Genomic DNA, 17,085 nt, shown 5'->3' with positions numbered 1-17,085 from the left:
GTGGCTCGGCGCGCCGCGCGTCCGCGTCGCGGCGGTCCTCGGGCACGGCGCGGGCGCCGGCGTGCCGGTGCGGGTCGGCGCCGCCCTCGCGAGGCGGCCGACAGCCGCCCAGCTCCGGGGGGAGGCTGGATGGACGGTGACGGGATGACGGCGCTGGCGGCGCTGCGCCAGGCGCTGGCTGAGATCGAGCCTGCCTCGCTCGCGGACGGCGCCGTCGCCGACCTGGTAGGCCAGCTCGGCGGGGTCATCGCGGCCGCGCAGGCCGCGCTGGTGCGAGCGGTGGGCGCGGCGGACCTGGCCGATGGGTGGGGACGACCGGGGCGTCGCGGCACCGCCGGGGCGAGCGGTCCGGCCGGTCCGGCCGGCACCCGCCCTGGCGGATGCCCGACCGGGCCCGACGGTGCCGGTGACCGCGCCGGTCGGGGCGGGGTGGACGGGCGGCCTACGCTCGTTGGCTGGGTCGCCGGGCGGGCCCGGCTGACCGACGCGACGGCCGCCGCCCTGCTCGGCGCCGCGCGGGCCCTGACCAGTCTGCCGGTGCTGGCGGAGGCGTTCCGCCGCGGTGAGGTGAGCCTCGACCATGTGCTCGCCCTGACGGCGCCGCTGACCAGTCCGCCGCGCCTGGTGGCGCTCGCCGGTCCGGTGGAGGCCGAGCTCACGGCCCTGGCGCGCCGGGCCGGGCCGGCCCAGGTCCGCGCCGCGGTCAACCACTGGCTGCGCGACGCGGACCCGGCCGGCGTCGAGCGGGACGCCGATGCCGCCTGGCGCGCCCGCTCGCTGTCGCTGGTACCGGCACCGCCCGGGTGCGCGGAGGCGCACCCGGGCGGCTGGGTGACGATCGCAGGCTCAGTCCCGGTCGATGACGCCAGGACCGTGCTCGACGCGCTACGGCTGGCGGATCAGGTGACCGCCGGACCGGCTGACGTCCGCGCCCCGGCCCAGCGACGAGCCGACGCGCTGCTCACGGTCGCGAGCTGTTACCTCGCGGCCGCCAGCCACCTCACCACAGCTGCGCGTAGCGAGTCGCCGCCGCCGTGTTCTGGTACAGGCAGTGCGGTCCCTTCGGCCGGTAGATGTTCGAGCCGACATTCTGCATTTCGCAGTTGTTGAAGTACGACTCGTAGTACATGCCACGGCCGGCGCGGGCGACCATCCAGTCGCGCATGAACTGGATGTAGTTGGCGTTGTCACCGCCACCGTTCTCGCCGGACCCGGACGCGACCCCCCACTCGGGGACGCCGAACAGCTTCCCGTGCGCCCGCGCGAAGTTGTACAGCCAGGTGATGCCGCCGGTCGCGTTCGCCTGCGCGTTGAACTGGTCCAGCGTGTACGACGGCGGGTACTGGTCGTACGCGTCGATCGACACGATGTCCACCCACTGGTCGCCCGGGTAGAGGTCGAGCGGGTTGTGGCTCGGCGGGTTCTGCGAGTAGTGCGAGTTGATCGTCCAGTCGAACTTCGGGTCAGGGTTCGCGGTCGCGCGGATCGCGTCCACGACGTGCCGGTAGCAGTTGATGAACGCGGCCGGGTCGGTGCCCGACCACGGGTACCAGTTGCCGTTCGCCTCCCACGCCAGCCGGACGATCGAGTTCTGCCGCCCCGCCGCGTTCAGCGTCTGGCCGAACTGGCGCCAGTTGCTGTCGTAGGCGCCGGTGGCGCACGTCCGCAGCGAGTTGCCGCCCGTCTCCGGGAACGGCGGCACGCTGATCACGAGCTTGCCGGGCCAGCCGGCGAAGTTCGAGTAGACGAACGACTGCCCCACGATCGACTGCCAGCTGTCGCGCGCCGTATAGACCTGCGCCACGTCGCACAGGTTGCCGCGGAACGCGCAGAACGCGTCCACGTCGGCCGGGGTGATCAGCGGGTCGCCGTTGGCCCCGGACAGCCACGGCTCGCCGGAACKGGTGGGGAAGTCCGGCCCGGGCGGCGGCCCGCCGGGGTCCTGAGCGTTGTACGTCTCGGCGCGGTCGAAGGAGACCGCGAACGCCGTCGACGACGCGTTGCGCTGGCCGATGTTCGTGACGACGGCCACATGGTCACCGAACGCGAGCTGGCCGGAGTCGTAGATGAGCGCGTTGCTGGAGCTGGGCGCGTAGGTGTCGACGGTGGTCGTCGTCCGGCTGTCGACGCTGACCGTCAGCAGGCCGCCGGCCTTCTCCTTGACGCCGTAGATCACGATCCGGGTGCCMGTCCAGCGGATCGTGGCCGTGGCACCCGCCGTGAGCGAGTAGCGGAACGACTTGTTCGGCGTCGACGGCTGGCAGCCGCCGCACTGGATCCAGTTCCCGTTGTAACTGACCTGGTCGTCACCGACACCGGTCGCGGTGTCCTCGACCGTCGTCTTGGTTCCGGTGGGCGGGTCCGTGTCGCCCGGGTCGTCCGGGGGCGTGTCGGTGAAGACCTCGGCGCGGTCGAAGATGACGGCGAACGCCGTCGACGACGCGTTGCGCCGGCCCAGGTTGGTCAGGACCGCGGTGTGCACGCCGTTCGCGAGCGTGCCCGAGTCGTAGATGACCGCGCCGCCCGAGGTGGGGGCGTAGGTGTCGATGGTGGTCGCCGGTCCGTTGTCGACCTTCACGGAGGCGATGCCGCCGGCGCGCTCCTTGACACCGTAGATCTTGATCTGGGTGCCGGTGAACGAGACGCTGGCGGTCGCGCCGGCCTGCAGGGAGTAGCGGAACGAGTGGTTGGGGGTGTCGGGAGCGCAGCCGCCGCAGAGCGTCCAGGTGCCGCCGTAGCTGACCTGGCCGACGCCCGCGCCGACCGCGGTGTCCTCGATGACGCCCGTGGCCGCGGCGAGCGGGGTGAGCTCGCCGACGCGGACCACGGTCTGCCGCAGTTCGTCGTCGGTGAGTGGCTCGGTGGCCGGCGCGGCGGTGGTGAGGATCGGGAACTGGCTGATCCCCGTGGTGGCCGGCGGCTGGACCGTGGTGTGCAGGACGCCCGGTAGGGTGCTCGGATCGACGTCGGCGAAGGGAAGCACCGACGCGTCGGCGGAGGCGGTCGCGCTCGGGACGACCAGCGCGCCGAGCAGCAGCGCCACCACGACGAGGATCGGCCGGTGTGGGCCGCCGGTCGACCATCGCCGGCCGGCCCGGTGCCGGCGGCCGGCGCGGTGGGCCGGCCGGGTCCGGCCCGGTGGTCCGCCGTGTTCGGGCGGTTCGGGGGACGTCGCCAGGCCAGGCTGGCTGCCTGGCCGCCGCGGTGCCGGGCGCTGTCGGGATGAGCCGAAAGGTCCGCGGGCGGGACGGCGGTGCCGGCTGGCGCGCGCTGGCGGAGCGTGTTGGTGGGTGGAGGTAGGTCCGCCGACGGCCTCGCGTGTGGCTTCGGCCGGGTCTTCGGTCGGTTTCGATGGGGGTCCGGTTCCCAGGGGCGAGTTTCCCAGGGGCACTGAGTCATCCCTTCGTCCCGGGCCGGATGACTCTTGACGCCACCCCAATGGCCCGAAGCGGTCGACTAACACCCGGACCATAAGCAGAGAGTAACCAGTGATTGCTCTACGTAGCGGATGTTCGGAGGTTCGAGAGCGACACCCCGCGCTTCACCGTGACCCGGTAGGAGTGCCGCGTTCGGTCCGCATCCGCTCGCCGGCTCTCATCCGCGCCAGCGAGACCCGGCACGCGGTCGGGTCTCGGGTGGGGTCGTGTCGTTCCCCGCCCGGGAAGCAGCGCGCGGACGTCAGAGGCGTCACACCAGGGACCCGAACGGTTGCTCCAGCCGGCCGCCTGGCGGGAGCGTGTCCCAGGGCTATCGACCGGGCCGGCCGGCACACCTCACCCTGGGCGCGACGCGCCCGGGCGAGAGGCCGGCCCGGAGCGCCAGCCCCTGTAGTCAGCTCAGTAGCCCCAGCGCGGTGGCGCGGCCACGCGGCCAGCGGAGGAGACCGGATGAAGATCGACGCGAGCCTGTCCGACGACATCGGGGCGACGCAGGCGGAGGCCGCGAAGATCGAGGGTGCCGGCTACGCGGGAGCGTGGGCCTCCGAGACGAAGCACGACCCGTTCCTGCAGTGCCTGCAGGCCGCGATGGCGACCGAGACCGTCACCATCGGTACGGCGATCGCGATCGGCTTCGCCCGGACCCCGATGACGCTCGCGAACATCGGCTACGACCTGGCCGGTTACTCCCGCGGCCGCTTCGTCCTCGGCCTCGGTTCGCAGATCAAGCCGCACATCGAGCGCCGGTTCTCGATGCCCTGGTCCCGGCCCGCGGCGCGGATGCGCGAGCTGATCCTGGCCACCCGGGCGATCTGGGCGACCTGGCAGGACGGCGTGAAGCTGGACTTCCGCGGCGACTTCTACACCCACACGCTGATGACTCCGTTCTTCACCCCGGAGCCGCACGAGTACGGGCCGCCGCCGATCTTCCTGGCGGCCGTCGGGGAGCTGATGACCGAGGTCGCGGGCGAGGCCGCGGACGGGTTCTTCGTGCACCCGTTCACGACCAACCGCTATCTCGAGCAGGTCACCATCCCGGCGCTGCTGCGCGGGCGGGCCAAGGTGGGCAAGGGGGACCTCGACGGCTTCGTCGTCAACGGGCCGTCGTTCGTCACCGTCGGGCGCACGCAGGAGGAGATGGCCGCGGCCGTCTTCGGGACGAAGAAGCGCATCGCGTTCTACGGTTCCACGCCCTCCTACCGGGCGGTGCTGGAGGCGCACGGCTGGGGCGACGCGCAGGGCGAGCTCAACACCCTGTCCAAGCAGGGCCGCTGGGACGAGATGGCCGACGTGATCACCGACGAGATGCTGCACGAGTTCTCCGTCGTCGGAACGCCCGCCGAGGTCGGGCCGAAGCTCGTCGAGAAGGTCGGCAAGATCTATCAGCGCACGACGCTGTACAGCGCCTATGACGCGGACCCGTCCCTGTGGACGGAGCTGCTCGCGGCCGCCAAGTAGTCCCGGCGACCGCGCGCGGATCACGTTCGGGAACGCGGATCACACTGGGGAAGGGAAATCCGCATGGACGGTGGGCGTCGGCCGGTGCGCGAGGACGACCGGCGTGACCTGGCGCGGTACCCGTGGGTGCACGAGATCCGGGCCCGCTTCGCCGACGTCGACAACCTCGGCCACATCAACAACGTCGCTGTCGTCGCCTACTACGAGGACGCGCGGGCGGCGTTCAACAACCAGCTGCTCGGCCTGTTCGGCACGCCTGGCTCGGCGAGGTCGGGGCCGTTCCACTTCGTCGTCGCCCAGTCCCGGGTCGACTACCTCGCCGAGGCCCACTACCCGGCGAACTATGAGGTGGGCGTCGCGATCGGCTGGATCGGCCGGTCATCGGTGGTCTACTTCTCGGGGCTGTTTCACGAGGGGACCTGCCTCGGGTTGTGCGACACGGTGCTGGTGCACCGGGTCGACGGCTCGACGACRCCGGTGCCGCCCGACCGCCGCGCGCTGCTCGAGAAGATGGCCTTCCGCGCCGGATGACCTGGTCGCCCGCCCGTGGTCACCTGTCCTTGTCCACTTCTTTGACGACGGACCAGGGACCGGCCAGTAGCGTCAGCTATGTCAGCCTTCGGACGATTTATCAGGAGAGTTGGACCGATCATGGGTGTGTACGACTTCAGTGTCGCGACCGCAGACGGCGGTTCGCGGTCACYCGGTGACTACGCCGGCCAGGCGCTGCTGATCGTCAACGTCGCCAGCAAGTGTGGCCTGACGCCGCAGTACGAGGGCCTGGAGGCGCTCTACCGCGAGCTGCACGGCCGCGGCCTGGAGATCCTCGGCTTTCCCTGCAACCAGTTCATGGAGCAGGAGCCGGGTACGGACGCCGAGATCCAGGACTTCTGCAAGGCGTCGTACGACGTTACATTCCCGATATTCAGCAAGATCGACGTCAACGGATCGAACACCGCCCCGCTATACGGTTACCTGCGTACCGAGGCGCCGGGTGACTTCGGGCCGCAGTCCGGATTCCTGTACGACTTCGTCGCGAAGACCTTCCCGGACCGGGTCGGCACCGACGAGATCAAGTGGAACTTCACGAAGTTCCTCGTCGGCCGCGACGGCGAGGTGATCCGCCGCTACGAGCCGCCGGTGACCCCGGAGGAGATCCGCCCCGATCTCGACGCCCTCCTCGGCTAGCGCCCACGGCGCCAGCTGGCTGCCCGCCCGCCGCCGCGGYCTCCCCGCGCTCCCCGCTCTCGCGGCCGGCCGCGGCGGCGGGGGTGACGGGGGACGGTGACGGCGGTTGGTGAAGACGGTTGGTGAGGGCCGGCCGCGGCGGCGGCTGGTGATGGCGGGCCTTCAGCGCGGGCCCTAGAACAGGGTCTGGGGCTCCGCTGGCAGGAGCTCCCGCGGCAGCGGGTCGAGATCGGGCACGCGGGCCCGGACGTCCTCATGAAAACGGCGGGCGAGCAGCGGCGCCTCGGCGTTGTCCGGGGTGTGGATGAAGACGGTGGGCGAGCGGCCCTCGCGCAGCCACCCGGCGACGATGTCGACCCACCGTTGCCAGCCCTCGACCGTCCGCGCGGAATCGTCGCGGCCAAGGTAGCGGACTACCGGACGGTCGGTCAGCGCGGCCGACCGGAACGGCACGCGGGGTTTCTTGGCCCAGGCGTCCCGCTCGGCGTCAGTGGCGGGAGGGTTCGCGAAGAACGTGGTCGTGTCGAAGGGAACCCATTCGGCGTCCACGGCCGCGAGCGCTCCCTCGAGAAGCCGTGCCGCGCGCGGGTCGTCGAAGAAGGCCGGGTGGCGGACCTCGACGGCATACCGGTGGGACGTGGTGAGCTGGCCGAGGAAGCGGGCGAGCAGGGAGACGTCGGCTGGTCCGAACGCCCCCGGCAGCTGGATCCAGAGCGTGCGCGCGCGGGGGCCGAGCGGCTCGACGGCGTCCAGGAAAGCGCGCAACGGCTCGTCGACGTCGGCGAGGCAGCGTTCGTGGGTGATCAGCTTGGGCAGCTTGGGCAGGAAACAGAAGTCAGGGTCGGTCTGGCGCGCCCAGGACTCGGCGGTCTCCCTGCTCGGCGTCGCGTAGAACGTCGTGTTCCCCTCGACGGCGTTGCACCAGCTGGCATAGTGCCGCAGCCGCTCGTGCGCCGGCAGCGGATGGGCAAGGAAGCGCCCCTGCCACGACTTGTGGGCCCACATCGCGCACCCCACGTGTAGCCGCATGCCCTCAGTCCTCCACCCTGGTCGGGCCCGGCCGGCCGACGCCTGTCACTCGGGGCGGGACGGGACGACGGCGTAACCCAGTACGCGGACGTCCCAGTGCGCGAGGTCGGCGTCGGCGAGGCCGCCGAGCTGGCCGGCGGCCCGAACAAAGGGCAGGACCTTGGCCGCCTCCACGAGCATGGCGTAGACGCGAGTCGTGATTCCCTCGTATCCGCCGTAGCCCAGGTTGTACGGCTGGACCGTGAAGCAGTTCTGGTCGCTCGTCACCAGCTCGTCGCCGGGGTAGAACCGGCCGTCGCCGGGATTGTGGGCGACGGTCGAGTCGGCCGTCGCGGGGTCGGCCCAGGCGGCCGCGACCAGCCGCCAACCGTGCGGAACCGGCCCGCTGAGCCGGCCACCGACAGCCAACGCCGGATGCCAGGACGGATAGTAGGTGTAGCGCATCTCGGCGAACCGGATGCCGGCCGACTCGGCGCCAGGCTCCGTCACGACGTCTGCCGGGGTCTGCAACGGCAGGGAGTAGCAACCCCCGGGCGCGGGCGTCGCCCCATCGGGTGGCGGACTCATGTCGGCGCGCGGCGGGCCCGGCCCGCCGACCGGGCCGGCCGCACCGTGACTGCCCCCGAGGGGTGGAGGCCCGCCCCCCAGCGGTCTCCCGCCGCCGGGCAGGCCCGGCGCGGTGGCGGCCGGCGTCAGCCCCCCAGCCGGACCCGTCGCCGCGGTCGCTGGCTCGTCGCCGCGCACCGCGAAGAAGGTGATCAGAATCGCGATGGTGCTCGCCACCAGCGCCGCGCCGACCGTCAGAGAGGCCATCCGCCAGGAAACGGACCACGGCCGTTCCGGCCGCGCTGGCCGTCCCGCCGCCGGTGCCGCCAGTGGCGTTGGTCGCGCCGCCTCCCGACCGGTCGCGGTGTCGGTCGGCCGGCCGCCTGGCGCGGAGACTCCGTCGGAGTCTCCGCCCGTGCCCGTTCCGGCGCCCGCCCCCGCGGTCGCGGTCGCGGGCCGTGCGTTGACCCGCCGCCAGGCCAGGAGCCAGGCCTCCCGCCGGTTTGGGTCGTAGGCCTCCACGATCAGGGTCAGGGTCTTCGAGGTCAGCCGTCTGCGCCCGTTGCGCAGGTCGTTGACCGTCGTCTTGGACAGCCCGGTCCGTCGCTCCACGGCACGGTCGTAGGAGTCGCCCAGCAGGCCAAGCATGGCGATACGCAGCTCGTCCTCGGTCGAGACCGACGCGGGGTCGGGTACCGGCTCCATCCCCGGCTCCGTCATCAGGTCGCGCTCCTTCGCGTCATGGCCGACAGGCGTGCCCGGGCGGTCGTCTCGCGCTCACCGGCCGGTGGCCGGCGGGTGTCGAACCGACACGGGGAGTACCTGTCCGGGTGATTCTTCCAGCCCGGCCCGCGAAACAGGACGGGACGGGACAGCCAGGACGCTGTGTCGCCGCGACGGGCGTCGGCACGGCGCGCCAGGCCGATAACCTCGGCTCGCGGCACGGGGGGCCGGCGTTGGTCGGTCACCGCCTCCGGAACCTGTTGGGGCGGTGACCGACCATGCCAGACCACTCTCCGCCCTGCGCCTGTCCACTCCGCGCCTCACTGCTCCGCGGCTCTCCGCTCGGCGACGCGCCCAAGGGCTCCGCCAGGTAGCCGGGTTGGGGTGATCGCCATTGCGCCGCGCTGACGGAGAAGCCGGACCATCATGTCCTCTGCCGGGCGTCGTACCCTCGCGTGGGCCCGGTGGGAGGCTTCGTGAACCAGAGCACTGACGTCGATCGCCAGAGCACCGACGTCGACGACAGCTTCGTCCGCACTCGCGCCGCACTGCACGCCGTCGCCGAACACGTGCTGGCCGCCGCGCGCCACCGCGCCACCGGCCGGATCGGCCTGGTTGTCACTCCGGGCGGGTTCGGCACGCCGCCGTTCGGCGACGAGCGCAGGACCATCGCCGTCGACGGCACAGACCTGGTCGTCAGCGTGGCCCCGAGCGACGGGGCGTCCGGCGCGGAGGTGTCGCGGGCCCCGCTGAGCACGTTGGCGGCCGCCGCGACGCTCACCGGGCTGCCCGCGCCCGGAGGCCCCGCCGAGGTCTACCACCTGAGCACGCCCTGCGACCCGGACGCGCCGCTGGCCGTCGACGCGGCCGCGGCCAGCCGGATCGCCTACTGGTACGCCCTCGGTGACGCGGCGCTGCGCCGGTGGCGGGCCGAGATCCCCGGCGACGAGCCGACCGGCATCACGCTGTGGCCCGAGCACGCCGACGTCGCCATCCGCGCCGCGGACATCAACTACGGCGCCTCGCCAGGCGACGAGTACATCGAGCGGCCCTACCTGTACGTCGGCCCACCGGAGCCGCCGCCGCCCTCTCCGGACGGGTACTGGAACGTGTCCTTCGGGGCCTACATCACCTGGGACAAGATTCACTCGGTCGCCGACGCCGTCGACTTCTTCCGCGAGGGCCGCCGGCTCTCCCGCGGCTGACGGCGGCCGAGCCGGTCGGCGGGTCCCTGGCTACGGACGGGCGTGCAACCTGGTGAGGGTCGCGAATCCCGCGTTGAACTCCGCCACCTCGTCGCGTGGGCGGCTTCGTGACGGCACGGGCATCCGGCCGTGACGGCACGGTGCGGTGCGGTGCGGCCTTCCGGCGATATGCAGGACCGGAAGGCGGTCCGGTCCGCTGTGCGGGCCCCAGGTCTGCGCGATCTTGCTGGCGCGCCCGGCAGGGATCGAACCTGCGACCCAGTGCTTAGAAGGCACTCGCTCTATCCGCTGAGCTACGGGCGCTCATGTTCCATTGTGCGGCCTGGTGTTGGCCGCACGGTGGGACGAGGCGGCCCGCGTCGTCGACAGCGCTGCCCGCTCAGCCGCTGAGGCGCGGCCGCTGACGGCTGTCGAGACGGACGAAGGCTGTCAGAGTGGGAACTCCGATCTCCCTCGTGTGGGCCACGCCGATGATGCCCGTGCTGGGAGTCTTTCGCCACAGGCTAAAGGTCCCGACGCGCCGCTGACGGGCGATCTCGGTCACCGTGCCTTGTATCACCGTGTCCGGGCGCTGACGCGAGCGGCTCTTCGGTGTTGTCGGAGCGCCCCGGTCGGTCCTCGGCGGCAGCTCCGGCCCGACTCGCCAGGCCCGTCGCTCGTCGGCCCGCCGTGCGGCTGAGGAAGCGCCAGCTGACTCGGTGGGATCCTCCGGTCCGAGGCACGCGGGATCCCACCGAGACAGCGTCCGCTCCAGCGGCTCCGGTCAGCGACCGGCGGCCTCCAGCGCCTGGAACTCGTCGTCGGTCAGGGTGAAACTGGCCGCGGCGATGTTCTCCGCGAGGTGATCGACGGACTTGGTGCCGGGGATCGGGAGCATCACCGGCGAGCGGCGCAGCAGCCAGGCGAGGGCGAGCTGGGCGGGCGTCGCGTCGTGGGCCGCCGCCGCGGCGTCCAGCGGGCCACCCGGCCGGGCGAGCTTGCCGGTGCCGACCGGGAACCACGGAATGAAGCCGAGATCTTCCCGCTCCGCGTAGTCGAGGACGTCCTCGGAGGCGCGGTCGGCCAGGTTGTACCGGTTCTGCACACTCACGATGTCGACGATCGTGCGGGCGTGCGCGAGCTCGTCGACGCTCACCTCGGACAGGCCGATGTGACGGATCTTCCCCTCCTGCTGCAGCGCCTTCAGCTCGCCGAGAGACTCCTCCACTGGGGTCTTCGGGTCGATGCGGTGCAGCTGGAGCAGGTCGATGCGCTCCAGCTTCAGCCGGCGCAGCGACATCTCCACCTCCTGGCGGAGGTACGCCGGGTGGCCGACCGGGACCCACACGGACGGCCCCGTCCTGACGAAGCCGGCCTTGGTGGCGATCACCAGGTCGTCCGGGTACGGGTGGAGGGCCTCGGCGATCAGCTCCTCGCTGACATAGGGCCCGTACGAGTCCGCGGTGTCGATGAAGTTCACACCCAGCTCGACGGCGCGTCGCAGCACCCGGACGGCGCCCTCCGGGTCAGCCGGCGGACCCCATACCCCGGGTCCGGTGATCTGCATGGCGCCGTAGCCGAGCCGGCGCACCGGCAGGTCACCGCCGATCGTGAAGGTCCCRCTGGCGCTGGCCGTCGGCTGTGACGTGTCCGTCGCACTCGGCATGTTCGTCTCCTCGTCGTTCCTGTAGGTCCGTGCGTCACGGCCCGCGCCCCGCTCGCCCTGTGGGCCCGGCCAGCCATCGGGTCGGCGACCCTGGGAAATCGCGGGGCCCGGCGCCGGCGCTGGCGGCGCGGGACAGGAGCACGCGGGACAGTCGCTGACTGCCCCGCCGTCCGCCGGTCAGCGCCGCCGGGCTCGTCGGCGTCCGCCGGTCAGCGCGTGCCACCCGTCACCTCGGGTCGACTCGCCCCCGGCCTGTGCCCGTGGCCTTCCTGGTCCTTGTTCCCGACCGTCCGTCGCTGGCAACCGCGTCCCAGGGGCCAGTGTTCCCAGGTCCACGAGATCGTTCGCGAGCGGTGGCCCGCCTGTGGACAAGTGCGCCCTCGTCCACAGACAGCGCCTGCTCGCTTCCCGCCTCGGCTGTCGTCGGTGATCCTGATCGCGCCGCCGGCGACCCGCCGGCCCGCCCCCCGATTTCCGCCAGCGCGCCTCAGCCACCTCGCGTCAGCCCAGCGGACCCGTGCCCCGGAAGGCCACAACATGCTCGACGCCACCATCAGCCTCGTCGGCAACGTCATCGAGAACCCCAACCTGAAGGTGACCCCCAACGGCACCTATCTCTGCTCCTTCCGCATCGTCTCGACGGCGCGCCGCTACGACCGCAAGGAGAACCGCTGGGTCGACGGGCCGCCGCTGTTCATCGAGGTCACCTGCTGGCGCAGGCTGGCCGAGAACGTCGCCGCCACGCTGAACAAGGGCGACCGCGCGCTGCTCATCGGGCGGCTCCGGCTTCGCGAGTTCGACAACGCGCAGGGCGAGCGACGCCGGCGCTACGAGATCGAGGCGGACGCCGTGGGCCCCGAGCTGGCCTGGCGTCCCGCCCGCGTCATGCGCACGGCCCGCGGCGGTGCCGGCGAGCGCCCCGCCGGCCTGTCCGACGCGCCGCCCGACACCGCCGCCGACACCGGCCCGGTAGCCGGCGGCGGGTACGACGGCGACGCACAGGCCGGGCCGGGCCCGGCGCTCGACGAGACCGTGCCCTGGGCAGACAGCGACCTGGGCGGCGATTCCTTCACCTACACCGGCGCGGCGCAGCCTGACGAACTCTCCGGTGAGGTACCTGACGAAGTCCGGCCCGACTGGCCTGACGCCGCCGACACGCGCTGAGACTGGAGGTGACCAATCGTGCCGTACCTCGATCCGGAGCGTTCCCGCTCGACGGATACGCTCACCCCGGTGACCAGCGTGCGCGACGACCGGGAATGGCCAGGCGCCGCGGCCGCCGTTCCCGGCCAGACCGCGGCACCTCGAACGACCACCTCTCCGCCCGGGCCTGGCGACGGTGGTCACGGCGGCCCTCGCCCCGCGTCCGGTGGTCTCTCGCCAGAGCCCGAGGACAGGCCGCCGGCATCGGAGGGCCGCGAGCGGGCACCCGAGGGCCGGGAGTCGGCGCMACCCAACCCGGCGAGGACCGCGGCCAGCCCTGATCGGCGCGCGTTGGYCGCTGTCGCCGGGCGCCTCGCGGCCGTCAGCCCGGCGGGGCGCTACGTGGCGGTGCTCGCGCTCGTCGCGGCCGTGCTCGCGCTGCTGGTGAAGTACCTGTTGTTCCCCTACCTCTCCATCAACAACGACGAGGCGCTGTACCGGCTGCAGGCACAGACCCTGGCCGCCGGCCGGCTGTTCCCGGTCGCCGGCGACCCGGCCGCCTCGTACGCGCCCTGGCTCGCGGTGCCCAGCCACGGGCACTACGTGCTGAAGTACACGCCGTTCGTGCCGGCGCTGTTCGCGTTGAGTCTGCTCGTCACCGGCGGCTTCGGCGCCGGGCTCGCGGCCATCGCCGCCGCGGCCGTCGTCGTCACCTATCGCCTCGGGCTGGCGCTGTTCGGTGACCGGCGGGTCGCCGCGGTGGCGGCGACGCTGTTCACCGCGTCCCCGCTGGTGGTGCTGCTCGACGGCATGCTGCTGGCCTATCTGCCGGTGCTGGTGATGATGGAGCTGGCGGTGCTCGGGCTGTTGCGAGGCCTGCGCGCGGTCAGGGCGACACCCAGCACCGACGGCGGGCCGCGCGACTCGACCGGCCCGCCCGCTCCGCCTGCCCCGGCCGGTCGGGGCGGCTGGCGGGATCGGAGTCGGTGGGCGTTGGCCGGTGCCGGCCTGGCGGCCGGTACAGCGGTGGCAGTACGGCCGTTCGACGCGCTGACCCTGCTGGCGCCGGTCGCCGTCTGGGCGGTGGTGACGGCGCGTGGCCGGCGTGCCTTGCTGGTCGGCTGGGTCTGCGCGGGCCTCGCGGTGCCGGCCGCGTTGCTGCTCGCGTTCAACGCGGCCGCGACCGGCTCGGCGCTGCGGCTGCCGTTCAGCTACCTGGAGTCCGAGGACAAGATGGGCTTCGGGGTCCGCCGGCTCTACCCGACGGACCGGGCCCACCACTTCGGCTTCCTCGACGGGCTCGCCTCGGTCGGCGACCACCTGTTCCTGCTGGGTGGGTGGGCGTGCGGCGGGGTCGTCCTGCTCGCCTGCGCGATCGGCGCGGTCGCGCGCCGCCGGGTCGGTGGCGCCGGGCTCGCGCTCGGCGCCGGTGCGCTGGTGTTCCTCGCCGGCTACGTCGCCTTCTGGGGCGGGTGGAACGCGGCTTTCCTGTGGGGCGGTATCCGCTACATCGGGCCGTTCTACATGCTTCCGGTGCTGGCCGTCCTCGTCCAGCTGGGGGCCCGTGGGCTGGTGGACCTGGCCGCCTGGCGGCCCCGGCTCGCCCAGGCCGCGGCGGCCGTCGCCGCCGGGCTCACCTGCCTCGTGCTGGCGACGGCGATCCCGGCAAACCTGACGCTCACCCGCCACGACCGGGACCTCGACGCGGCGATCGACGGGCTGCCCGGAGACCCGCTGGTGTTCCTCTCGGTCGACCCGCTGTACCTGATGCACCCGACATCGCTCGCCGCGAACCCGCCCGAGCTCGACGGCCGGGTGCTGTGGGCGGTCACCCGCGGCGGTGCGGCCGACCTCGCGGTCCTCGCCCGCGACCCCGACCGGCCCGCCTACCTGCTGCGGATCCCGCCCGCCTACAACCGGACACCCGGCTCGCCGTCCGGGACCCGCCTGGAGAGCCTGGCCACCCGCACCGGCGACACCGTCACGCTGGACGTGACCGTCGACCCGGCGTACGAAACGGCCAAGGCGGCCCGTCTCGTTCTCACCACCAATGCCGGCGACGTCTCCTACCCGATCGACCCCTCCCGGCCGGTCACCGCGAGGCTGGTCGTGGACGCCGACGGCGCGACGCTGCGCGGCCTGACCCCGGAGACCGGCCTCGTCGGCGACCCGAAGGTCACCCGCCGGGCCCCGTCGCGGCAGCTCAAACCAGGCAACAGGACGGTGGCGCTCGCGCTTTACCTGACCCCGGCGGACACCGGCAAGGAGCAGTTCGTCGACCGTGAGCTGGCCCCGACCGTCGCCGCGGCCGACGGCGCGGTCACCGTCGTCACCTCCACCGGCCAGGTCGCCACCACCCCGGGCCGCGAACCCCCGCAGCTCCACATCACCGCGTCCCGCTGACGAGACCGCCGGCCCGGCCCAGACCGCCGGCCCGGCCCAGACCGCCGGCCCGGTCCCGACCGTCAGCACGGCAGAGATCCGGAGGTTGGCCGCCGGAGCGGCTCCACCGGCCGGCAACAGGGTAGGCAACAGCGTCAACAGGGGTAGGCAACAGCGTGTAGTCGACCGACGCCGCGGTACGAGGTCGGAGTACCAGCGGGCGGGGCGGGACCTGGGGGTGGTCTCATGGCGGTGGCGGTGTCCCGGCGGACATTCTGGTCCGAGGGCGGCACGCTGCGCACGACGGCCCGCGGGGCCGAGGTGCTCGACGCGCCGCTGCTGAACAAGGGGACGGCCTTCACCCGACAGGAACGCGCCGCGCTCGGGCTGGAGGGCCTGCTGCCGCCGGCCGTGCAGACGCTGGACGAACAGGTCGCCCGCGTCTACGGACAGTACCGGGAACAGCCGACGGACCTGCTCAAGAACATCTTCCTGACGGCGCTGCGGGACAACAACGAGGTGCTTTACTACCGGCTGCTCGGCGACCACCTCGCCGAACTGCTGCCGATCGTCTACGACCCGACGATCGGAGAGGCGATCCGGCGGTACAGCCACGAGTACCGGCGTCCGCGCGGGATCTACCTGTCGGTCAACGAGCCCTGGCGGGTCCGGGCGGCGCTGGCCGATCTCGGTCTGGGGCCCGACGACGTCGACCTGCTCGTCGCCTCCGACGCCGAGGAGATCCTCGGGATCGGCGACTGGGGCGTCGGCGGGATCGACATCGCGGCGGGCAAGCTCGCCGTCTACACGGCGGCCGCCGGCATCGACCCGGCACGGGTCGTCCCGGTCGGACTCGACGTTGGCACCGACAACTCCGCCCTGCGCGGCGACCCGGCCTACGTCGGCAACCGGCACCCACGTGTCCGCGGGCCCGGCTACGACGAGCTCATCGACGCCTACGTCGCCGCGGCCACCGAGCTGTTCCCGAACGCGCTGCTGCACTGGGAGGACTTCGGCCCGGGCAACGGCAGGCGGATCCTGCGGAGATACCAGGACCGGGTGTGCACCTTCAACGACGACATGCAGGGCACCGGCGCCATCACGCTCGCCGCCCTCCGCGGCGCCCTGCGCGTCGCCGGCACCCGGCCGCGCGACCAGCGGATCGTCATCTTCGGCGCGGGCACCGCCGGGGTGGGGATCGCGGACCAGCTACGCGACGCGATGGTCCGCGACGGACTGGACGAGGACGCGGCCACCCGGCGGATCTGGTGCGTCGACAAGGCCGGGCTCCTCACCGCCGACCTGCCCGACCTGCGCGACTACCAGAGGCCCTACGCCCGCCCGACCGCCGAGATCGACGGCTGGTGGGACGAGGGCGGCGTCCGCGGGCTGCGGGAGACGGTCGCCAGCGTGCGGCCCACGGTTCTCATCGGCACCTCGACCGCGCGCGCCGCCTTCACCGAGGAGATCGTCCGGGCGATGGCCCGCCACGTCGACCGCCCGATCATCTTCCCGCTGTCGAACCCGACCGAGCGCATCGAGGCCATGCCACACCAGCTGCTGTCGTGGACAGCGGGCCGGGCGCTGGTGTGCACCGGAATCCCGGTCGCACCGGTGGTTCTCGACGGCGTGACCCACCACATCGGCCAGGCCAACAACGCCCTCCTCTACCCCGGCCTCGGCCTCGGCGCGATCGTGGCCCGCGCGGCCCGGATCAGCGACCGGATGCTCGCCGCCGCGGCCGACGCCGTCGCTGGCCTGGTCGACACCCGCACCCCCGGAGCGTCGTTGCTGCCCCCGGTCGAGAACCTGCGGGCGGTGTCGGCCACCGTGGCGGCCGCGGTCGCCGAGTGCGCCGTCGCGGAGGGCCTGGCCCGCGCCACCCTGACCGACCCGCGACGCGAGGTCGAGGCTCGAATGTGGCGCCCCGAGTACCGCCCCGTCGCCGCCGCCTGATAAGGGCGATGCCCTCGTGCCACGGCGCCGCCCGCCAGCGGGCGGCCTGCTACCGGGGCGGCCTGCTGCCGGCTCCGGCCCCCGCCGCCCACCGCCCGCTGGTCGCCCGCAACCCGGCCCCGTCGCGTCCCCGATGCGTGTCCGGCCTTGCCCGCGGGTGACAAAATGGTCTCCGCGGAGCTTTCGACGCCTAGCATGGGCACGCACGGTGCATCGATGGCTTGCCCGCGTCACTGCATGGCCGCCTCACCGCTCGTTCGTGGCACTGCTCGTTCGTGTCGTTGCGTTCCCGCCGCCGCGTCGCGTGGCTGTAGCGTCGCGGCGGCCGCCGCATCGTCGTCGCTCCTCGTCCTCGCCCCCTCACCGTCACGGA

The 17,085-nt window shown here is 72.9% G+C and carries 13 protein-coding genes and 1 tRNA gene; 9 read left to right on the top strand and 5 right to left on the bottom strand.

Annotation, left to right across the window (positions count from 1 at the left end):
* The first annotated feature begins 129 nt into the window (after window positions 1-129).
* Window positions 130-1,110 carry a DUF222 domain-containing protein gene (locus tag BCD49_RS23440; protein ID WP_007515883.1) on the top strand — a complete coding sequence of 327 codons (981 nt, stop codon included), beginning with the start codon at window positions 130-132 and terminating at the stop codon, window positions 1,108-1,110.
* Here the strand turns inward: BCD49_RS23440 and BCD49_RS23435 are convergent.
* Window positions 1,001-3,046 carry a glycoside hydrolase family 26 protein gene (locus BCD49_RS23435; protein WP_083401655.1) on the bottom strand — a complete coding sequence of 682 codons (2,046 nt, stop codon included), beginning with the start codon at window positions 3,044-3,046 and terminating at the stop codon, window positions 1,001-1,003. The two genes, BCD49_RS23440 and BCD49_RS23435, sit on opposite strands and share 110 nt — an antisense overlap.
* An 841-nt stretch (window positions 3,047-3,887) precedes the next feature.
* Here BCD49_RS23435 and BCD49_RS23430 point away from each other — a divergent pair.
* The 3 genes from BCD49_RS23430 (at window position 3,888) to BCD49_RS23420 (ending at window position 6,083) form a co-directional block, all read left to right on the top strand.
* Window positions 3,888-4,895 (top strand): LLM class F420-dependent oxidoreductase, encoded by a 1,008-nt coding sequence (locus tag BCD49_RS23430; protein WP_007515881.1) that lies wholly within the window; start codon window positions 3,888-3,890, stop codon window positions 4,893-4,895.
* A gap of 63 nt (window positions 4,896-4,958) precedes the next feature.
* The gene (locus BCD49_RS23425; RefSeq protein ID WP_007515880.1) at window positions 4,959-5,426 is read left to right on the top strand and encodes an acyl-CoA thioesterase; all 468 of its coding nucleotides are present in this window, start codon (window positions 4,959-4,961) and stop codon (window positions 5,424-5,426) included.
* 120 nt (window positions 5,427-5,546) lie between these two features.
* Window positions 5,547-6,083 carry a glutathione peroxidase gene (locus tag BCD49_RS23420; RefSeq protein ID WP_071041905.1) on the top strand — a complete coding sequence of 179 codons (537 nt, stop codon included), beginning with the start codon at window positions 5,547-5,549 and terminating at the stop codon, window positions 6,081-6,083.
* 174 nt (window positions 6,084-6,257) lie between these two features.
* Here the strand turns inward: BCD49_RS23420 and BCD49_RS23415 are convergent, their stop codons facing one another.
* Complete coding sequence (locus BCD49_RS23415) at window positions 6,258-7,112, bottom strand: DUF72 domain-containing protein (RefSeq protein WP_007515878.1); 855 nt, start codon at window positions 7,110-7,112, stop codon at window positions 6,258-6,260.
* Window positions 7,113-7,157: 45 nt separating this feature from the next.
* On the bottom strand, window positions 7,158-8,378 hold the full coding sequence (locus tag BCD49_RS23410) for a helix-turn-helix domain-containing protein (RefSeq protein ID WP_007515877.1): 1,221 nt from the start codon (window positions 8,376-8,378) through the stop codon (window positions 7,158-7,160).
* Between the two features lie 479 nt (window positions 8,379-8,857).
* On the opposite strand from BCD49_RS23410, the gene BCD49_RS23405 reads away from it, so the two are divergent.
* Entirely contained in the window at window positions 8,858-9,586 is a 729-nt protein-coding gene (locus BCD49_RS23405; protein ID WP_007515876.1) for a hypothetical protein, read from the top strand.
* A 227-nt stretch (window positions 9,587-9,813) separates the two neighbouring features.
* Here the strand turns inward: BCD49_RS23405 and BCD49_RS23400 are convergent.
* Window positions 9,814-9,889 (bottom strand) — tRNA-Arg (locus BCD49_RS23400).
* A gap of 460 nt (window positions 9,890-10,349) precedes the next feature.
* The gene (locus BCD49_RS23395; RefSeq protein WP_007515875.1) at window positions 10,350-11,231 is read right to left on the bottom strand and encodes an aldo/keto reductase; all 882 of its coding nucleotides are present in this window, start codon (window positions 11,229-11,231) and stop codon (window positions 10,350-10,352) included.
* Window positions 11,232-11,768: 537 nt separating this feature from the next.
* Between BCD49_RS23395 and ssb the strand changes: the two genes are divergently transcribed.
* From ssb to BCD49_RS43660, 4 genes are all read left to right on the top strand, one after another.
* Window positions 11,769-12,395, top strand: coding sequence for a single-stranded DNA-binding protein (gene ssb / locus BCD49_RS23390; RefSeq protein ID WP_007515874.1), 627 nt, complete (start codon window positions 11,769-11,771; stop codon window positions 12,393-12,395).
* Window positions 12,396-12,413: 18 nt separating this feature from the next.
* Complete coding sequence (locus BCD49_RS23385; RefSeq protein ID WP_083401654.1) at window positions 12,414-14,777, top strand: DUF7846 domain-containing protein; 2,364 nt, start codon at window positions 12,414-12,416, stop codon at window positions 14,775-14,777.
* A gap of 225 nt (window positions 14,778-15,002) precedes the next feature.
* Window positions 15,003-16,712 (top strand): NAD-dependent malic enzyme, encoded by a 1,710-nt coding sequence (locus BCD49_RS23380; protein ID WP_007515872.1) that lies wholly within the window; start codon window positions 15,003-15,005, stop codon window positions 16,710-16,712.
* A gap of 8 nt (window positions 16,713-16,720) precedes the next feature.
* Window positions 16,721-16,873 carry a hypothetical protein gene (locus BCD49_RS43660; protein ID WP_157845275.1) on the top strand — a complete coding sequence of 51 codons (153 nt, stop codon included), beginning with the start codon at window positions 16,721-16,723 and terminating at the stop codon, window positions 16,871-16,873.
* Window positions 16,874-17,085: the final 212 nt, after the last annotated feature.

The organism is Pseudofrankia sp. EUN1h (assembly GCF_001854645.1).
In the GTDB taxonomy this organism is placed as follows: Bacteria; Actinomycetota; Actinomycetes; order Frankiales; family Frankiaceae; genus Pseudofrankia; species Pseudofrankia saprophytica.
The sequence above is the reverse complement of the archived record's forward strand: the minus strand, read 5'-3'. Positions and strand labels throughout refer to the sequence as shown.

What these genes read in the sequence shown, in the direction of transcription:
- BCD49_RS23410 (WP_007515877.1), bottom strand. Translation starts at nt 8,378, where the DNA reads ATGACGGAGCCGGGGATGGAGCCGGTACCCGACCCCGCGTCGGTCTCG.
- BCD49_RS23415 (WP_007515878.1), bottom strand. Translation starts at nt 7,112, where the DNA reads ATGCGGCTACACGTGGGGTGCGCGATGTGGGCCCACAAGTCGTGGCAG.
- ssb (WP_007515874.1), top strand. Translation starts at nt 11,769, where the DNA reads ATGCTCGACGCCACCATCAGCCTCGTCGGCAACGTCATCGAGAACCCC.
- BCD49_RS23440 (WP_007515883.1), top strand. Translation starts at nt 130, where the DNA reads ATGGACGGTGACGGGATGACGGCGCTGGCGGCGCTGCGCCAGGCGCTG.
- BCD49_RS23380 (WP_007515872.1), top strand. Translation starts at nt 15,003, where the DNA reads ATGGCGGTGGCGGTGTCCCGGCGGACATTCTGGTCCGAGGGCGGCACG.
- BCD49_RS43660 (WP_157845275.1), top strand. Translation starts at nt 16,721, where the DNA reads ATGCCCTCGTGCCACGGCGCCGCCCGCCAGCGGGCGGCCTGCTACCGG.
- BCD49_RS23430 (WP_007515881.1), top strand. Translation starts at nt 3,888, where the DNA reads ATGAAGATCGACGCGAGCCTGTCCGACGACATCGGGGCGACGCAGGCG.